This is a genomic window from Enterococcus eurekensis, from assembly GCF_042654605.1.
GTDB lineage: Bacteria > Bacillota > Bacilli > Lactobacillales > Enterococcaceae > Enterococcus_I > Enterococcus_I eurekensis.
The window spans coordinates 66741-83623 of record NZ_JBHSGT010000020.1 but is presented as its reverse complement, the minus strand read 5'-3'; the positions used below and the strand labels follow the sequence as shown (position 1 = coordinate 83623).

General features: G+C 36.8%; 18 protein-coding genes. 12 read left to right on the top strand and 6 right to left on the bottom strand.

Annotated elements, in window-relative coordinates:
• Positions 1 to 17: 17 nt before the first annotated feature.
• From aroB to ACFO3L_RS03440, 12 genes are all read left to right on the top strand, one after another.
• Positions 18 to 1082, top strand: a complete 1065-nt coding sequence (aroB, locus tag ACFO3L_RS03495; protein ID WP_379963881.1) for a 3-dehydroquinate synthase — start codon at positions 18 to 20, stop codon at positions 1080 to 1082.
• Positions 1083 to 1100: 18 nt separating this feature from the next.
• The gene (aroC, locus tag ACFO3L_RS03490) at positions 1101 to 2267 is read left to right on the top strand and encodes a chorismate synthase (protein ID WP_379963879.1); all 1167 of its coding nucleotides are present in this window, start codon (positions 1101 to 1103) and stop codon (positions 2265 to 2267) included.
• A 17-nt stretch (positions 2268 to 2284) separates the two neighbouring features.
• Positions 2285 to 3379, top strand: coding sequence for a prephenate dehydrogenase (locus ACFO3L_RS03485; RefSeq protein WP_379963877.1), 1095 nt, complete (start codon positions 2285 to 2287; stop codon positions 3377 to 3379).
• A gap of 10 nt (positions 3380 to 3389) precedes the next feature.
• Positions 3390 to 4667 (top strand): 3-phosphoshikimate 1-carboxyvinyltransferase, encoded by a 1278-nt coding sequence (aroA, locus tag ACFO3L_RS03480; protein WP_379963875.1) that lies wholly within the window; start codon positions 3390 to 3392, stop codon positions 4665 to 4667.
• A 23-nt stretch (positions 4668 to 4690) separates the two neighbouring features.
• On the top strand, positions 4691 to 5197 hold the full coding sequence (locus ACFO3L_RS03475; RefSeq protein WP_379963873.1) for a shikimate kinase: 507 nt from the start codon (positions 4691 to 4693) through the stop codon (positions 5195 to 5197).
• Complete coding sequence (pheA, locus tag ACFO3L_RS03470) at positions 5198 to 6037, top strand: prephenate dehydratase (RefSeq protein ID WP_379963871.1); 840 nt, start codon at positions 5198 to 5200, stop codon at positions 6035 to 6037.
• A gap of 148 nt (positions 6038 to 6185) precedes the next feature.
• Positions 6186 to 7322, top strand: a complete 1137-nt coding sequence (locus ACFO3L_RS03465; RefSeq protein ID WP_379963869.1) for an LCP family protein — start codon at positions 6186 to 6188, stop codon at positions 7320 to 7322.
• Positions 7323 to 7402: 80 nt separating this feature from the next.
• Positions 7403 to 8251, top strand: coding sequence for a DegV family protein (locus tag ACFO3L_RS03460; protein WP_379963867.1), 849 nt, complete (start codon positions 7403 to 7405; stop codon positions 8249 to 8251).
• 184 nt (positions 8252 to 8435) lie between these two features.
• On the top strand, positions 8436 to 9167 hold the full coding sequence (locus ACFO3L_RS03455) for an amino acid ABC transporter ATP-binding protein (protein WP_379963865.1): 732 nt from the start codon (positions 8436 to 8438) through the stop codon (positions 9165 to 9167).
• A gap of 37 nt (positions 9168 to 9204) precedes the next feature.
• Complete coding sequence (locus tag ACFO3L_RS03450; protein ID WP_379964067.1) at positions 9205 to 9990, top strand: transporter substrate-binding domain-containing protein; 786 nt, start codon at positions 9205 to 9207, stop codon at positions 9988 to 9990.
• Between the two features lie 15 nt (positions 9991 to 10005).
• Complete coding sequence (locus tag ACFO3L_RS03445) at positions 10006 to 10653, top strand: amino acid ABC transporter permease (RefSeq protein ID WP_379963863.1); 648 nt, start codon at positions 10006 to 10008, stop codon at positions 10651 to 10653.
• 12 nt (positions 10654 to 10665) lie between these two features.
• Positions 10666 to 11319 carry an amino acid ABC transporter permease gene (locus ACFO3L_RS03440; RefSeq protein ID WP_379963861.1) on the top strand — a complete coding sequence of 218 codons (654 nt, stop codon included), beginning with the start codon at positions 10666 to 10668 and terminating at the stop codon, positions 11317 to 11319.
• A 201-nt stretch (positions 11320 to 11520) separates the two neighbouring features.
• Here the strand turns inward: ACFO3L_RS03440 and ACFO3L_RS03435 are convergent, their stop codons facing one another.
• The 6 genes from ACFO3L_RS03435 to ACFO3L_RS03410 all read right to left on the bottom strand — a co-directional run bounded on the left by ACFO3L_RS03435 (position 11521) and on the right by ACFO3L_RS03410 (position 16882).
• Positions 11521 to 12078, bottom strand: coding sequence for a restriction endonuclease (locus tag ACFO3L_RS03435; protein ID WP_379963859.1), 558 nt, complete (start codon positions 12076 to 12078; stop codon positions 11521 to 11523).
• Between the two features lie 720 nt (positions 12079 to 12798).
• On the bottom strand, positions 12799 to 13137 hold the full coding sequence (locus ACFO3L_RS03430; RefSeq protein ID WP_379963857.1) for a type II toxin-antitoxin system PemK/MazF family toxin: 339 nt from the start codon (positions 13135 to 13137) through the stop codon (positions 12799 to 12801).
• Position 13138: 1 nt separating this feature from the next.
• Positions 13139 to 13369 carry a type II toxin-antitoxin system PemI/MazE family antitoxin gene (mazE, locus tag ACFO3L_RS03425; RefSeq protein WP_379963855.1) on the bottom strand — a complete coding sequence of 77 codons (231 nt, stop codon included), beginning with the start codon at positions 13367 to 13369 and terminating at the stop codon, positions 13139 to 13141.
• Positions 13370 to 13478: 109 nt separating this feature from the next.
• Positions 13479 to 14846 (bottom strand): TrkH family potassium uptake protein, encoded by a 1368-nt coding sequence (locus ACFO3L_RS03420; RefSeq protein ID WP_379963853.1) that lies wholly within the window; start codon positions 14844 to 14846, stop codon positions 13479 to 13481.
• A 23-nt stretch (positions 14847 to 14869) separates the two neighbouring features.
• Complete coding sequence (locus tag ACFO3L_RS03415; protein ID WP_379963851.1) at positions 14870 to 15499, bottom strand: V-type ATP synthase subunit D; 630 nt, start codon at positions 15497 to 15499, stop codon at positions 14870 to 14872.
• Between the two features lie 6 nt (positions 15500 to 15505).
• Complete coding sequence (locus ACFO3L_RS03410) at positions 15506 to 16882, bottom strand: V-type ATP synthase subunit B (RefSeq protein WP_379963849.1); 1377 nt, start codon at positions 16880 to 16882, stop codon at positions 15506 to 15508.
• Between the last annotated feature and the right edge of the window lies 1 nt (position 16883).

Sequence of the window (16883 nt, the reverse complement as noted above, 5' to 3'; positions counted from 1 at the left end):
CAAAGGAATGTTTAAGGATGAAAATTCAACTTACGAATCATACGTATGAAATTCTTATCAAAAAAGGCGGGCTATCAGAAGTCGGACAATGGGTTAAATCATTATGGCAACCACAAAAAATTGCGATTATTACCGATAGTAACGTTGTCGACCTCTATGGTGAAGACGTTAAGCAACAATTGCAAAATGTAGGATTTGCTGCAGACTTATTTGTTGTACCAGCTGGAGAAGAAAGCAAATCACTCATTCAAGCAACACAGTTGTATGATCAATTAGCTAAAGCCGGTTATACAAGAAGTGATGGTATCATCGCTTTAGGTGGTGGTGTAATTGGTGATTTAACCGGTTTTGTCGCTTCAACGTATATGCGTGGGTTGCATTTTCTGCAAATTCCAACAACATTATTAGCTCAAGTTGATTCAAGTATTGGTGGAAAAACAGCGGTTAACACTCAAAACGCGAAAAACCTCGTTGGAACTTTTTCGCAACCAGAAGGTGTTTTGATTGATTCAGAAACACTTAAAACATTAGATGACCGTCGCTTACGTGAAGGTATCGCTGAAGTCGTTAAAGCCGGAGCGATTGCTGATTCGATTTTATGGGACTTACTTGAGACAATGGAAGACGAGCATGCCTTACTTGCACGCGCTGAAGAAGTGATTCCTCTCGCGCTACATGTTAAAAAAGTTGTTGTGGAAGAAGATGAGTTTGATCATGGGAGTCGCTTGCTACTCAATTTTGGTCATACAATTGGACATGGTATTGAAAATACGGCGGGTTATGGCGTGGTTAGCCATGGCGAAGCCGTTGCGATTGGGATGATGCTGATGTGTCGCCAAGCAGAACATTCAAAATTGAGTCCTAGTGGAATAACTGAAAAAATGGAAAAGATGCTCCAACGATTCCATTTACCGACAGATTATCCTGAGCTGGAGGCAAAAAAAGAGGCCATTTATCAAGCAATTACCCACGATAAAAAAGCTCGAGGCAAACAACTAAAAATTATTTTACTAGAACAGATTGGTGAAGCAAAAATCGTTTCAATTCCAATTGAAAACATTCGCGATTACATTCGTTCATAATAAAAGGGGGATTTACTTATGCGCTACATTACAGCAGGAGAATCACATGGTCCAGAATTAACAGCAATTATTGAAGGAATTCCAGCCGGGTTATCATTAACGGCTGAAGATATTAATACTGAGCTTTTTCGTCGTCAAACCGGGTATGGTCGCGGCGGAAGAATGCTCATCGAAAAAGATAAGGTTCGTATTACATCGGGAATCCGGCATGGTAAAACACTTGGTTCTCCAATTACTTTAAGCGTTGAAAACGATGACTGGAAAAACTGGCGTACGGTAATGAGTATCGAAGATGTCGAAGATAAAAAACGCAGTTTAAGACAAGTCGTACGTCCAAGACCTGGACACGCAGATTTAGTTGGGGGGATGAAATACCATCACCGAGATTTACGAAATGTACTAGAGCGTTCATCTGCACGTGAAACGACCATGCGAGTGGCGGTAGGAGCAGTTGCTAAAACCTTATTAAAGGCGCTAGATATTGATGTAGCTGGTCATGTGACGATGTTAGGTGGCATTAAAGCATCGATTCCAGAAGGACTAACGATTAAAGAGATTTACGAACGTGCAGAAGCATCAGAAGTTCGTGTCTTAGATCCTGAAGTTGAAGAAGAAATTAAAGCGTTAATTGATGCGACGAAGCGCAAAGGCGATACGATTGGCGGTGTCGTTGAAGTCTTAGTTGGAGGGGTTCCTGCTGGATTAGGTAGCTACGTTCAATGGGATAAAAAACTCGATGGTAAATTAGCGCAAGCGATGGTTAGTATTAATGCATTTAAAGGCGTTGAATTTGGTGTTGGTTTTGAAGCTGGTGTCCTACCAGGTTCAGAAGTGATGGATGAAATTTTATGGGATGAGCAAACAGGCTATACTAGACGTAGTAACAATCTTGGCGGCTTTGAAGGTGGCATGACCAATGGTGAAGCGATTGTGATTCGTGGTGTCATGAAACCTATTCCAACGTTATATAAACCATTACAAAGTGTTGATATTAATACTAAAGAAGTCTATAAAGCAAGTATCGAGCGTTCAGATAGCACGGCCGTCCCTGCCGCATGTGTCGTAGCACAAAGTGTGGTGGCAACAGTTATCGCCAATGAGATTTTAGAGAAATTCCCAAGTGATTCATTTGAAGAATTAGCACAAGCGATGGCAGATTATCGCGAATATTTAAAAAACTATTAATCATTAAGGAGGACCACATGCAAAAAAACGTATTAATCGTTGGCTTAGGACTAATTGGGTCCTCTTTAGCCAGCTGTATCAAAGCGGCACAGCCAGATTGTGTCTTGTACGGTTGGGATTATTTAGATGAGACAAAGGCTACCGCGCTGACTGAAGACATAGTTGATATTATTCTTCCAAGTTTTGACGAAAATGCCATTGTGGCCGATGTTATTATTTTAGCGGTACCTGTTAAAACCTCACTTAGCTACCTAGCGAAACTAGCAACGCTTGCTTTACGTAAAGGAGTACTTGTTACGGATACCGGTAGTACGAAAGAAGAGATTATGGCTTTTGCAAGTCAACAACCTTATTTATTTATTGGCGGACATCCGATGGCAGGTTCACACAAATCAGGAATTCAGGCGCGAGACGAACGTTTGTTTGAAGAGGCTTATTATATCTTGACGCCCAATCATCAAACAACGACTGAAAATGAAACGTGTTTAAAAGAATTATTAAAAGGCACAAAAGCGAAGTTTTTATCGATGTCAGCAACGGAACACGATCAAATTACGGGGATGCTTAGTCATTTCCCCCACATTGTCGCAGCGGCACTAGTTAATCAAGCTGATCAATTTAATTTGACTTATCCGCGTTCGAAACAATTAGCAGCGGGTGGTTTTCGTGACATTACCCGTATTGCTTCATCTGACCCACAAATGTGGACGGATATTTTATTAAGTAATCGAGAAGTCTTAATTGAATTCATTGATCAATGGCAACACCGTATGACGACTGTTCGTGACTGGTTAACACAAAGTAATAGTCCAGCAATTTTTAATTTTTTTGAACGGGCCCGAGATACACGCGAACGACTACCGATTCATCAAAAAGGGAGTATTCCTGCTTTTTATGACTTATTTATTGATATCCCAGACTCTCCAGGTATTATCGGTGAGGTGACTTCGTTGTTAGGTACGGCTAGTTTATCATTAGTCAACTTGCGCATTTTGGAAACACGAGAAGAAATTATCGGTGTCTTACAATTAAGTTTCAAAAATCAAAAAGACCAATATATCGGCCAACAGTTAATCACTGAGAAAACACCGTACCGTTGTTGGATTAAATAGGAGGTAACAAATGCAATTAATTTCAAAAAGTCCACTAAAAGGCGTGATTGAAGTTCCGGCAGATAAGTCGATTTCCCACCGTAGTATTATGTTTGGCGCTTTAGCTCACGGAACAACAACCATCAAAAACTTTTTGCGGGGGGAAGATTGCTTTAATACAATGCATGCTTTTCAGGCCCTAGGAGTTGAGATGCAAGATGATGGTGAAGTAATTACGATACAAGGGAAAGGAATTGAGGGACTAGAAGCTGCTAATCACGCTTTAGATGTAGGGAATTCTGGAACAACGATTCGCTTAATGATGGGGATGTTGAATACTTGTCCTTTTCAAACGATATTATACGGCGATGACTCATTAAGTTTAAGACCAATGAACCGCGTGATGTTACCATTACAAAAAATGGGTGCCAAAATTACTGGTAATCAAGAAACAGAATTTCCACCAATTACGATTGCTGGCTCTTCAAACTTACAATCAATGACCTACGAAATGCCAGTCGCTAGTGCTCAAGTCAAATCAGCTATATTATTTGCTGCACTACAAGCGCAAGGGACGACCACAATCATCGAAAAAGAAGCTTCTCGAAACCATACTGAAGAAATGATTCGTCAATTTGGTGGTGAGATTCACCAAAATGGTAAAGAAATCAAATTAACCGGACCACAAAAATTAACCGGACAAGCAATAACTGTTCCCGGAGATATCTCTTCGGCCGCCTTCTTTTTAGCAGCAGGTGCTGTTGTACCTGAAAGTCAAATTACTTTAACGAATGTCGGGATTAATCCAACGAGAACGGGTATTTTGAAAGTGTTAGAACAAATGGGTGCACAGGTCAGACTGGATAATATTGATGAAAAGAATCAAGCAGCCGATATTCAGATTGAAACATCTAAACTTAAAGGAATTGTGATCGGTGGCGATATTATTCCAACCTTAATTGATGAACTACCAGTCATTGCCTTATTAGCGACTCAAGCGGAAGGTACAACGATTATCAAAGATGCCGAAGAGTTAAAAGTTAAAGAAACCAACCGAATCGATGCGACTTGTGAGCAATTAAATAAATTAGGCGCCAATATCGAAGCAACAGCAGATGGTTTAATTATTCATGGCCCTACCGCACTCCATGGTGGTGCAGTTTCAAGCTTAGGAGATCATCGTATTGGGATGATGTTACAAGTGGCAGCATTATTGACGAAGGAAGTTGTCACATTAGAAAAACCAGAAGCAATTGCGATATCATATCCAAGATTTTTTGAAGATGTTGAGCACTTAACAGCTCGTTAAAGTTAACGAAAGGGATGACATAAATGCAACAAATTGTCTTAGTTGGTTTTATGGGAGCAGGTAAGACGACGATTGGTCACGAACTTGCAACCATTTTGCAACTTCCATTGATTGATACAGACCAATTGATTGAGGAACGCGTCAATCAAACCATTCCTGAAATCTTTGAGCAGTATGGGGAATCTTATTTCAGAGAATTAGAAGCTCAAGTTTTAGCCTCTTTAAATGACCAAGAAGGCATCATTTCAACTGGTGGTGGGATTGTTTTACAGGAAGCTACCCGCCAACAATTAAAAAACTTTCAACACGTTGTTTACTTAACCGTTCCCTTTAAAGAGTTGGTTACTCGGATTAAAAATGATTCACAAAATTTGCGCCCTTTATTTTTAAATCATACGCAACAAGATTTTCAGAAGATTTATGAAAGTAGAGCGTCCCTTTACGAAGCTGTTTCGACAATTGAAATTGAAAATACTGGAAAAATGGTTGAAACAATCGCAAATGAAATTATCGATAGAGTAGGTGTTTAAGTGAAAATTGGTTATTTAGGTCCTAAAAATTCATTTACTGATCAAGCAGCCCAAAGCTGTTTTGATATAGAAGATTTAATTGCCTATCAAACGATTGTTTCCTGTATTCAAGCTGTACATAGTAGCGCTGTTGATTGTGCAGTTATTCCTATTGAAAATTCTTTAGAAGGCTCTGTAAATGACAGTATTGATCGCTTGTTCCACTTAGGCGGATTAAAAGTTATTGGTGAAATTGTTTTACCGATTCATCAACAGTTACTGGTAGCACCAGGAACGAAAAAGATTACAAAAATTCTTTCGCATCCACAAGCGATTGCGCAGTCTCAACAGTTTTTGACCGATAAATATCCTGATTGTCTTCTAGAAGCCGTTTCATCGACAACTTATGCGGCCCAATATGTTGCCAATCATCCAGATGATGAATTAGCGGCCATCGCCTCAAAAAAAGCGGCTAAAGAATATGGTTTAACGATTTTTTCGGAAGACATTCAAGATAACGCTTTTAATCAAACTCGTTTTTGGATAATTGGACTGAGCAATCAAGTTGTCCCAACAAGCCTTCAAGGAGAAATGAAAACAACGTTATTTGTACAAATGCCAAATAATGTACCGGGGTCTTTACATCAAGCTTTAGCGGCCTTTGCTTGGCGTCATTTGGATTTATCAAAAATTGAATCACGTCCACTTAAGACAAGTTTAGGAGAGTATTTTTTTGTTTTTGATTTACTAATTAATCAAAATGAACAATTATTAGCAAACGCGATTGATGAGATACGGCTTTTAGGTGGTATTGTGACAGAGTTAGGAATCTATCCGGTAACGATCGTTAAGGAAAGCTGAGTGAATTTATGCTCGGCTTTTTTGTAGTATTGTCACGATTAAATGTGTGATGTTTTTAATAAATCTTAAAATTAGCAATGGAATGATTTATTTTATGAATGAGGTAAGGTATGCTATAGATAATTAATTTAGGATAGGTGGCGATGAAATGAGTCGGATGGAACGTTATAAGCATGTCCATGAGGAATTAGAACGTAAAGAAGCAAAGGCAAAGAAAAATCCCTATTCAAGAAAATCCTCCAAAATCGTTGAAGAAGAAAACTGGGAGGAGGAACCGATTTACTATTCAGAAGAAACAAACGAAATATACCAAGAGCCTCGTCCTCATTATGAGATACCGCGAGGAAAACAAACGATTCCCCCGAAAGTCAAACCAAAAAAAGAGAAGAAACGTAAGCGTCGTGGCGGCTGCTTAAGCCGAATATTATACCTAATCATTTTATTGCTATTATTTATTGGTGGATCATTTATTCTAGGTAAAATATCAGCTAAAGCGGTCGATTCGACTTCTTCAGAAGAAACATTTAACGGTTTCACCGCTAGTAATGGTGCAAATAATATTTTATTAATTGGGAATGATAGCCGAGAAGGGGAAACTGCTCGGGCTGACACTATTATGATTTTACAGATTGATGGTCCATCTAAAAAGCCGAAACTTATTTCCTTTATGCGCGATACGTATGTGACAATTCCAGGTTTCGGAGAAAATAAAATTAATGCCTCGTATGCGTTTGGTGGGGCAGAATTACTTAGACAAACATTATCACAAAACTTTGGAATTGAAACGAAATATTATGCAGTGGTTGATTTTCAAGATTTCTCAAAAATTATTGACACCTTGTTCCCAGGTGGGGTGGCAATCGACGCAGAAAAAGACATGAGTACCTATCTAGATGTTCCAATTACAAAGGGCCAACAGCAAATGGATGGGCATACGCTGTTACAATATGCTCGATTTCGAATGGATGAAGAAGGCGATTTCGGTCGTGTCCGTCGCCAACAGCAAGTGATGACGGCGATATTCTCTCAATTGAAAAATCCGTTGAATGCGATTAAATTACCTTATGCTGCTGGAAAAACATTAGGTTTTACTGCGACGAACTTGCCAACTAGTTTTTTGGTTCGAAATTCATTCAATATTTTAAAAGGCAGTTCAGGTATTGAACGTTTGACAATACCGGTTGAAAATTCTTGGGATTACGGACAATCTTATGAGGCTGGCAGTGTTTTGCTTGTCGATTATGACGTGAATCGCCAGGCAATTGAAAAGTTTTTTGGGAATTAATTGTAAAAGCATTCCATTATTAGGAAAATCTATGCTATATTATATAAGACGTTTGAAATTTTTTGAAGCGAGGATTAAAAATGAAATTAGCAATAGTTACAGATAGTACTGCTTTTTTACCAGAAGAAATAAAAAATCATCCGGATTTATATATTATTCCAATTCCTGTTATTTTGGATGGAAAATTATACAATGAAGGAATTGATATTGAATCAGATGAATATTATGAACTATTGAAAAATAGTAAAGAGTTTCCGACAACTTCACAACCTTCTCTAGGTGAAACTTTAGAGCTATATGAAAAATTAGGCAAACAAGGTTACGATACGATTATCAGTATCCATTTATCAAGTGGAATTTCAGGTTTTATTGAAAATTTATATGGGATAACCGATAGTATCAATGGTGTTAAAGTGATTCCATATGATTCGAAAATAACAAGTACACCTATGGGACATATGGTTATTGAGGCGTTAAGATTGGCCGAAGATGGTGCATCAGTGGAAACAATTATTCAAAAACTTGACTTCATTCGTGATAGTCTACATGTTTACTTCATTGTTGAAGACCTGAATAACTTAGCACGTGGTGGGCGACTGACCAATGGTGCAGCCTTAGTTGCTGGATTATTGAAAATTAAACCCGTTTTGAGATTTGAAGAAGGTAAAATCGTTTTATTCGAAAAAATTCGTTCAAGTAAAAAAGCTTTTGCCCGAATTGAAGATGTCATCGGACAACATATCGAAACAATGGAAGCACCACTTAAATTAACAATTATACATGGGAATAACTTAGCAGTTGCATTGCAAGAAAAAGCGAAAATCGAAGCAAAATATCCCGAGATCTCTATTGAAATTGCTCACTTTGGTCCAGTAGTAGGGACACACTTAGGTGAAAAAGCAGTAGGTTTTACCATTTCAAAAATATAATTTAAATTAATATAGTAATGAAAATTAACTAGTTTTTTGCAAGCTAGTTAATTTTTATTTTCTTTCTAAATGAATAAAAATACATTTTCATAGCGAATAGTTGAGAAACTTTACAAGACATAGAGAGCTAGTCTATAATTATACTAATCATTTACGAATGAAACAAATACTAGGAGGTCACAAAATGATTGAATTTAAAAATGTTGAAAAGTACTATGGAGACTTTCATGCATTGAAAAATATTAATTTAAAAATCACAGAAGGTGAAGTCGTAGTAGTTATTGGTCCTTCTGGTTCAGGTAAAAGTACAATGTTACGTTGTATCAATGCTTTAGAAATAATCAGTTCCGGAGAATTAATTACCAATGGAGTAAACATCCGTGATAAAAATGTTAATACTAACGACGTTCGAAAAAATTTAGGAATGGTGTTTCAACACTTTAACTTATACCCTCATCGGACTGTTTTAGATAATATTACACTCGCACCAATGAAAGTCTTAAAGAAAAGCAAAGCTGAGGCTGAGGAAAAAGCGGAAGAATTATTAGCTAAAGTAGGAATGCTTGATAAAAAAGATTCTTATCCTTCTCAGTTATCGGGGGGACAGCAACAGCGAATCGCGATTGCTCGAAGTTTAGCTATGGAACCCGATGTCATGCTTTTTGATGAGCCGACTTCTGCACTTGATCCTGAAATGGTTGGAGAAGTACTTGAGGTTATGAAAGGCCTAGCTCACACAGAAGGCATGACAATGGTGGTAGTCACCCACGAAATGGGTTTTGCGCGTGAAGTAGCAGATCGAGTGATTTTTATGGCTGATGGAGAGATTTTAGAAGATGATGACACAGAAGTATTCTTTGAAAATCCTAAAGATGAACGAGCGAAACAATTTTTAAGCAAAATTATTACACAATAACATAAGAGGAGGCGTTTTTTTGAAAACAAAACACAAAATATGGTTACTTAGTATCCTGTCTCTTAGTTTAGTTTTTTTAGGTAGCTGTGGATCAAAGTCAATCGCAGAACAAGATATCTTTGAACGAATCGAAGAAACACCTGAAATTATTTGGGGTGTAAAAAACGACACTCGTTTATTTGGCTTAATGAATATTGAAACACGTGAAGTAGAAGGCTTTGATATTGACATTGCCCGTGCCTTAACAAAAGAAATATTAGGTAGTGAAGGAAAAGCGTCTTTTTTAGAAGTTACTTCTAAAACACGTATCCCACTAATAAAAAACGGAAATATCGATGCCATTATTGCCACGATGACAATTAGCGAAGAGCGCTTGAAACAAGTTGACTTTTCGGATGTTTATTTTGAAGCAGGGCAATCTTTATTAGTAAAAAAAGGAAGTCCAATCAAAGGGATTGAAAGTTTAGATTCCAGTACGACTGTTTTAGCTGTTAAAGGATCAACATCAGCGTTGAATATTCGAGAATATGCACCTGAAGCTAAAGTCCTAGAGTTAGAGAACTACGCTGAGGCATTCACTGCACTTCAATCTGGGCAAGGAGACGCTATGACGACTGATAACGCCATTTTGTTGGGAATGGCTGAAGAAAATCCTGATTACACGTTAGCGGGGGATATTTTTACCGATGAACCTTACGGCATTGCAATTAATAAAGGCCAAAAAGCGTTTTTAGAAGTTGTCAATGATGCATTAAGAACGATTAAGGGAAATGGAACCTATGAGGAAATTTTTGATAAATGGTTCCCAGAAGTCAATCAATAAAGGAGGAGCTAACGAATGATAGAGTTATTTTTAAACAATCGCGACATTATTTTTTCAGGCTTAATGACAACTTTATTAGCCAGTATTATCGCCCTAGTAGGTAGCCTGATTATCGGAACAGTTATGGCTATTCTACAAGTTTCGCCCTTATTGATTCCTAAAAGAATAGCCACGGCTTACGTTGAATTTTTTAGAAACATTCCCTTATTGATTATTGTAATGTTTTTCTTCGTCGTTGCACCAATTTATGGGTTTAAATTTGATGGTTTTTCATCGGGGACGATAGGGTTAACTCTGTATACTTCAGCCTTTGTCGCGGATACGGTTCGAGCAGGGATTGAAGGTATTTCAAAAGGACAAATGGAAGCTGGCCGGGCGACTGGTTTAAGTTATGTTGAGACCATGTGGTATATTATTTTACCACAAGCATTTAAAATCGTAGTTGCTCCTTTAGGAAACCAATTTATAAACTTGGTTAAAAACTCATCGATTTTAGCAATGGTTACAGGAGTTGATTTGATGTATCAAGGGGATATTATCGCAAGTACAACTTTTAGTACCATTGAAACCTATACAATGATAGGTTTCATTTATTTATGTATTACATTGCCAATTTCTTATTTGATGAAATACATTGAGGAACGTTATAGCATAACAAACTAGAGGGGGAGTAAGATGGATTTCTTATCAGCATTTTCATGGATTAACATCCGGTTTTTATTAGATGGCTTACTCGTTACTTTGCAAGTTGCTGTCGTTTCAATTATTTTAAGTTTCATTATTGGTGGGATTCTAGGAACCTTACGTTTTATAAAGATTCCTGTAATATCGACAGTGGTAATGATTGTTGTTGATATTATACGTAACTTACCTTTATTATTGATTATCTTCTTTACCTATTTTGCCTTACCGCAAATTGGGATCCAGCTAAGTATTTTCTGGTCAGCAGTTGTTGCTATGACTATTTTTGAATCGGCAATGCTATCTGAGATTATTCGAGCAGGTCTGGTTGCAGTACCAAAAGGTCAAATGGAAGCGGGGCGTTCAACAGGCTTATCTTATCTGTCGACGTTGTATTATATTATTTTTCCGCAAAGTATCAAATTGATGTTACCGCCAATTGTAAGTCAGTTTATCTCATTAATTCGTGATACATCATTAGCCGTAGTGATTTCATTACCAGAATTGACTCATCATGCAAAAATCATTTACGCGCAAGAACCAACAGCAGTTTTACCAATGTTCGTTGCTATGGCTCTTTGTTACTTTGTTATTTGTTATTCGCTATCTGTCTTTTCAAAACGTTTAGAAAGAAGATGGGCCGTTTAATCATAAAAAGTACTTCCTTTAGCATTCATTTGTTAAAAGAAGTACTTTTTATTTTTTTTTGCTAAACCAAAGAAAAGAGTGTAGGGGGTATTATTAGATGAAATTAGATATGATTGGTATTGTTACATAAAAGATATCGATGGTAATTTTTTAAGCCTTTTTGCTAATTTATAAAAATAAAAATAGAAGAGAAGAGGCGGTTTAGCTGCTCTTTTCTTCTTTAATTTCTTCTTTTTTTATCTGTTCCAATAATTGAATTAATCTGTCCCGATTCCATAGTTCAATATCCAACTTTTCCGCAAGTTGTTTAGCCGAGTTCGTAAAGTTGCTATTCGTAATAACGAAGCCTTTATCAAGAGAATAAAACCCAATTCCTGCATGTACTTCCTGAACTGCTTTATTCCCAACGTTCTTTTTCCATCTTTTACATTGAAATCCATGTTTAATTCCATCTTTATGAGCAATGACATCAATTCCTTGATCGCCCACATTAGGGGTGACTTTAACATTTGAGTAACCTAATTTGTTTAGCAAGAATTTTGTATAGTCCTCAAACTGTTCACCAGACATCTCATCAATTTGCTCAATTTGAGCTCGAGAGAATTGCTTGACTCTACTAAGGGCTGAATAAAAGATAACGCTAACGGCCAAGATCACTAAGAGCACGGCGATATATATACCTGACACATTTTTAGTTACATAATAGTACATGAAACCTAAGAGAGAGCTTACAAATAACAACTTAACTAAATCATACATTTTAATCGCTCCAATTCAATTATTAGAATAATTTTTCTGCGTCACTTATTATTTTTTTCTTTTGTGCTGCAATTTTCTCTAAATCGAGAACACTTTTTTTAGCACGCATAATTTCAATGATTTCCATTTTCTAAAAAGAAGTCTTCGTTCTTTTATTATAGGGTGATAGATCAATTAATTCAACTAGAATAAAAGACTAGGTTAAGAAATTGATGTTATTATATTGCAGAGTTGTTTAGATTATTGATTTAGAAATAGGTTTAGATATTACAAACAGTAAGTTGTTACATACCAATTGAATTTAAGTTCAATTGGTATGATTAAATACGTAAGTAATTCAATTTTCTGTCAAAAACTTATAAAACCGCTCGAATCTACAATATTAGATAGAAAAACAGATAAAAAGAGAGGTGAAGATAGATAAATACCGAAATTGAAGCCTGCGATTGAATAATTATTTTAGTTAAAAATAAGAATTAACTTCATATAATGTATATTATGTAAACCAATAAATATAAAAATTAAATCCAATCTTCAGTATCTATTATTTTGTATTCTCCTCCCTCTTACAGGATAAAAACAAGGTATTCGACGTTTAATACTTCATTTATCATCTTTTTTCTATTTTAGATAGGTTCAAACACCAATAAAGGAATATTTGTAATATATTAACTGAAGTTTCAGCGACTTACAAATATTCCTTCGCGAAATTTTGTTAAACTAAAATATGTACTCAATGATTTGATCGATATTTTTCATATCAACTTCAGATAACTTCTCAATGAATTGAATATCTCTTGCTGTGAAATCCAATGATTTTAATTGCTGAACAACTACTTGTCCATTAATTTTATTTTCTTCAGGTAATGTAAATCGAATTTGACTTTTTTGAATGGTTGACGTTATAGGACAAATAACAGCGAACCATGTTGCACGATTAAACGCGTAGCGTGATACAACGACCCCAGGCCGTCTTTTTTGTATTTCTTTACCAGATGATGGATCGAAGTCAATCCAAACGACATCACCTTTTTCAGGGATATACAATTGTTCTTTCAAATTAAAGCACCTCTTTACCTACTACAGGCATATCCTTCCAAACATCTTCTTCATAGTATGCACCGCTTTCAGCATTTGCAAAAGGATCCTCAAGTTTTGGTATAAGCGTAATCGTATCATCTTTACCGTAGACCACAATGTATTCTTTATCAATCTCTTGTTTGATACCTTTTGTGGTTGGCAGTGTCACGACAATGGAATTTCCATTTTTTCTAGTCCTAGTTGTTAGCATCGTAATCACACTCCTATATATGTAGTATACCTAATATATTCGATATCGTCTATTACTTTACATAAATAAAAACGCTTCTGTGAGATTGCTCATTCACAGAAGCGTTCCATTATCCGATAATCACTGTTTCATCAGGATATTTAAATGTTTGTTTGTTGCTAACGCCACGTGAAACAAGTGAGAAGACAACTGTCATAATCCCCACTCTCCCGATAAACATTAGCATTAGAATAATTATTTTACCTAAAGCGGAGAGATCCGGTGTGAGTCCCATGGTTAAACCAACCGTACCTAACGCAGAAACAACTTCAAAAACAATGTATTCTAGTCCGAGTTCGTTAACGTTTGGAACGGTTTCGCTGATTGATAAAATCATTGTACTGACGATAACGAGTGATAACATTAAGAAAAATAAAACAAGAGCTCTAGAAACGGTTGATTCTTTAATCGTCCGTCCTTTATATTCCGCACGTTCCTTCCCTTTGAAGATGCTGACCATTTTAATGATTAAAATACCAAACGTTGTTGTTTTGAAACCACCAGCTGTTGAACCAGAAGTTCCCCCAATAAACATTAAAATAATCGTTAATAATAAACCAGCGTGCGTCATTGAGAAATAATCAACGGAATAAAAACCAGCTGTACGAGGTGTTACTGACATAAAGATTGTATTAAAGAAACGTTGAATGAAGTTTCCTTCTACTAAACTTTGGCCATTTTGTTCAGTCAGCATGAAGCCCAATGTTCCGAAAATCAATAAGCCTGCTGTTACAAGTAGAGCAATTTTACTATGGAGACTTAGGCGACGTGTTTTTTTATAATCTAAAATATCATACCAAACAATAAACCCTAATCCACCGGAGATAATTAAACCACTAATCACTGATAAAACCCATGGATTTTGTTGGAATGGTACTAAACTATCACCGAAAATATCAAAACCAGCATTACAAAAAGCAGAAATTGCGTGGAAAAAGCTATACCACATGCCTTTTTGTAGTCCAAAACGAGGAATGAAATCAAAAGCTAGTAGCAACATACCGACAAACTGAATTAACAAGGCATTCTTTATGATATAAACCATTAAATTCATTTCACCAGATTGACCTTCAAGATTTAACGATTGACGAAGGGCAATTCGCATTCCTAAACCAACTTTTTTACGAGTAATCAAATAAAAGATAATTGGTAGCGACATAAAACCTAATCCACCAATTTCGATTAGCGTAATGATCACAATTTGTCCAAATAAACTCCAATGAGCAGCTGTTGTAAGAGTTGTTAAACCCGTTACACAAGTAGCAGAAGTTGCCGTGAATAACGCGTCCAGGAAATTAGTAGCCTCCCCCGTTTTTGAAGAAATCGGTAAGGATAATAAGATCGCTCCTAATAAGATGATACTAGCAAAACCAAAAGTAATCACTTGAGGTGCGGTGAACTGAGATGTCGATTGTTTTTTAAGCATAGATTTAAGCATAGAGATAGCCTCGCTTTAGCAGATTATTTTTTCATGTTTTTGACTTTAATCATGCGTGTAACGCCTGCTCGCTCGTTTTCTTCTAATTTCATTTTGATAAAGTAAATTGTTTCTTCTAATTCAGGAATTGTCATATATTCTAACGCATTTACCCGACGTCGTGTTTTTTCAATCTCTTCTGACATCAGTTGACACGTTTTTTCAATTTCTGTAAGCTCCAACAATTTAGGTAAAAAATTAGTAAAGCGTTCGATTGATAAGTCCAAAGGCACGTTCGAGTTTAAAAAGCCATACTCTAATGGTGCATTTACATATTCTTCATTATAATCGAACTTCATCACTGGCACAACGACACTCATAATGTTTTTTTCAGTAACATCTAAAGAAACATTGGTCGACGGTAGAATAAAGAGTTCCTCAATAAAGTTTTCATTAATCGTTGCATTCGCTAAACGAAAAGCCTTCATTGCATGAGTCATCTCTTCCTCAACAACTTGTCGAAGTGTGTTGTTTTTACGAATCAACAAGATGAACTGACGCATCAATTCATCTTGCTTGTCTTTTAAAAGCTTATGACCGCGTTTAGCTGTACCTAATTGCTTTGATAAGCGGGCAAGTTCCATTCTTGTTGGATTAATATTTTTAATTGCCATTTTGCTCTACCCCTTTTCTGGCAGATATTCGTCAATCATTTCATCTTTAATACGTTTTAATTCTGTTCTTGGTAAGAGATCAAGTAATTTCCAACCTAAGTCGAGCGTTTCCGTAATTGTTCGATTTGTTTGGTAACCTTGATTGACGTATTGATCTTCAAAAAGTTCCGCAAATTGTGCGTAAATACGGTCGGTTTCAGATAAGGCAGACTCTCCCAGAACGACTGCCAACTCTTTTGCTTGTTTACCTTGAGCGTATGCAGCAAATAATTGGTTCATCGTTGCAGCGTGATCTTTACGAGTCTTCCCTTCACCTGTCCCTTTATCTTTCAGACGAGACAATGATGGTAGAACATCAATCGGTGGTTGAATCCCTTTTTTGTATAAATCACGTGTTAGGATAATTTGTCCTTCTGTGATATAACCAGTTAAATCGGGAATCGGATGCGTTTTATCTTCTTCCGGCATGGTTAAAATTGGAATTTGAGTAACCGATCCGTTTAGACCTTTAATACGACCAGCACGTTCATATAAAGTTGCTAAGTTTGTATATAAATAACCAGGGTAACCACGACGACCAGGAACTTCACGGCGAGCCGCTGAAATTTCACGGAGCGCTTCACAGTAGTTCGTCATATCAGTCATAATGACCAAAACGTGCATTCCTTTTTCATAAGCTAAATATTCTGCTGCTGTTAAAGCCATTTTTGGTGTCGCAATTCGTTCAATCGCAGGGTCGTTAGCTAAGTTCATGAAAACAACCGAACGGTCAATTGCTCCCGTTTGACGGAAGTCTTCCATGAAATATTCTGCTTCTTCAAAAGTGATACCGATACCCGCAAAAACTACCGCGAAGTTATCGTCTGTATTTAAAACAGCTGCTTGACGAGCAATTTGCGCCGCTAATTCTTTATGTGGTAGACCAGACGCCGAAAAAACGGGTAATTTTTGTCCACGAACAAGTGTGTTTAAATGGTCAATGGATGAAATACCGGTTTGAATAAATTCATCGGGATAGTCACGGGAAATTGGGTTGATTACTTCCCCATTAATGTCCATCATTTTTTCTGGTAGAATATCAGCACCACCATCACGCGGACGACCAAGACCATCGAAGACACGACCAACCATGTCTTCAGAAACCCCCAATTGTAAAGGATGACCTAAGAAGCGAACAGCGGATTCACGTAAATTGATGCCAGCTGTTCCTTCGAAGATTTGGACAAGTGCTTTATCTTCTTCTACTTCTAATACTTGCCCTTGTCGTATCTCTCCATTTTGAAGGCGAACTTCGATTAACTCTTCGTATTTGACACCAGCAACATGATCGACAGCCATTAAGGGACCGACGACTTCACCGATTGTTTTATATTCTTTAATCAAG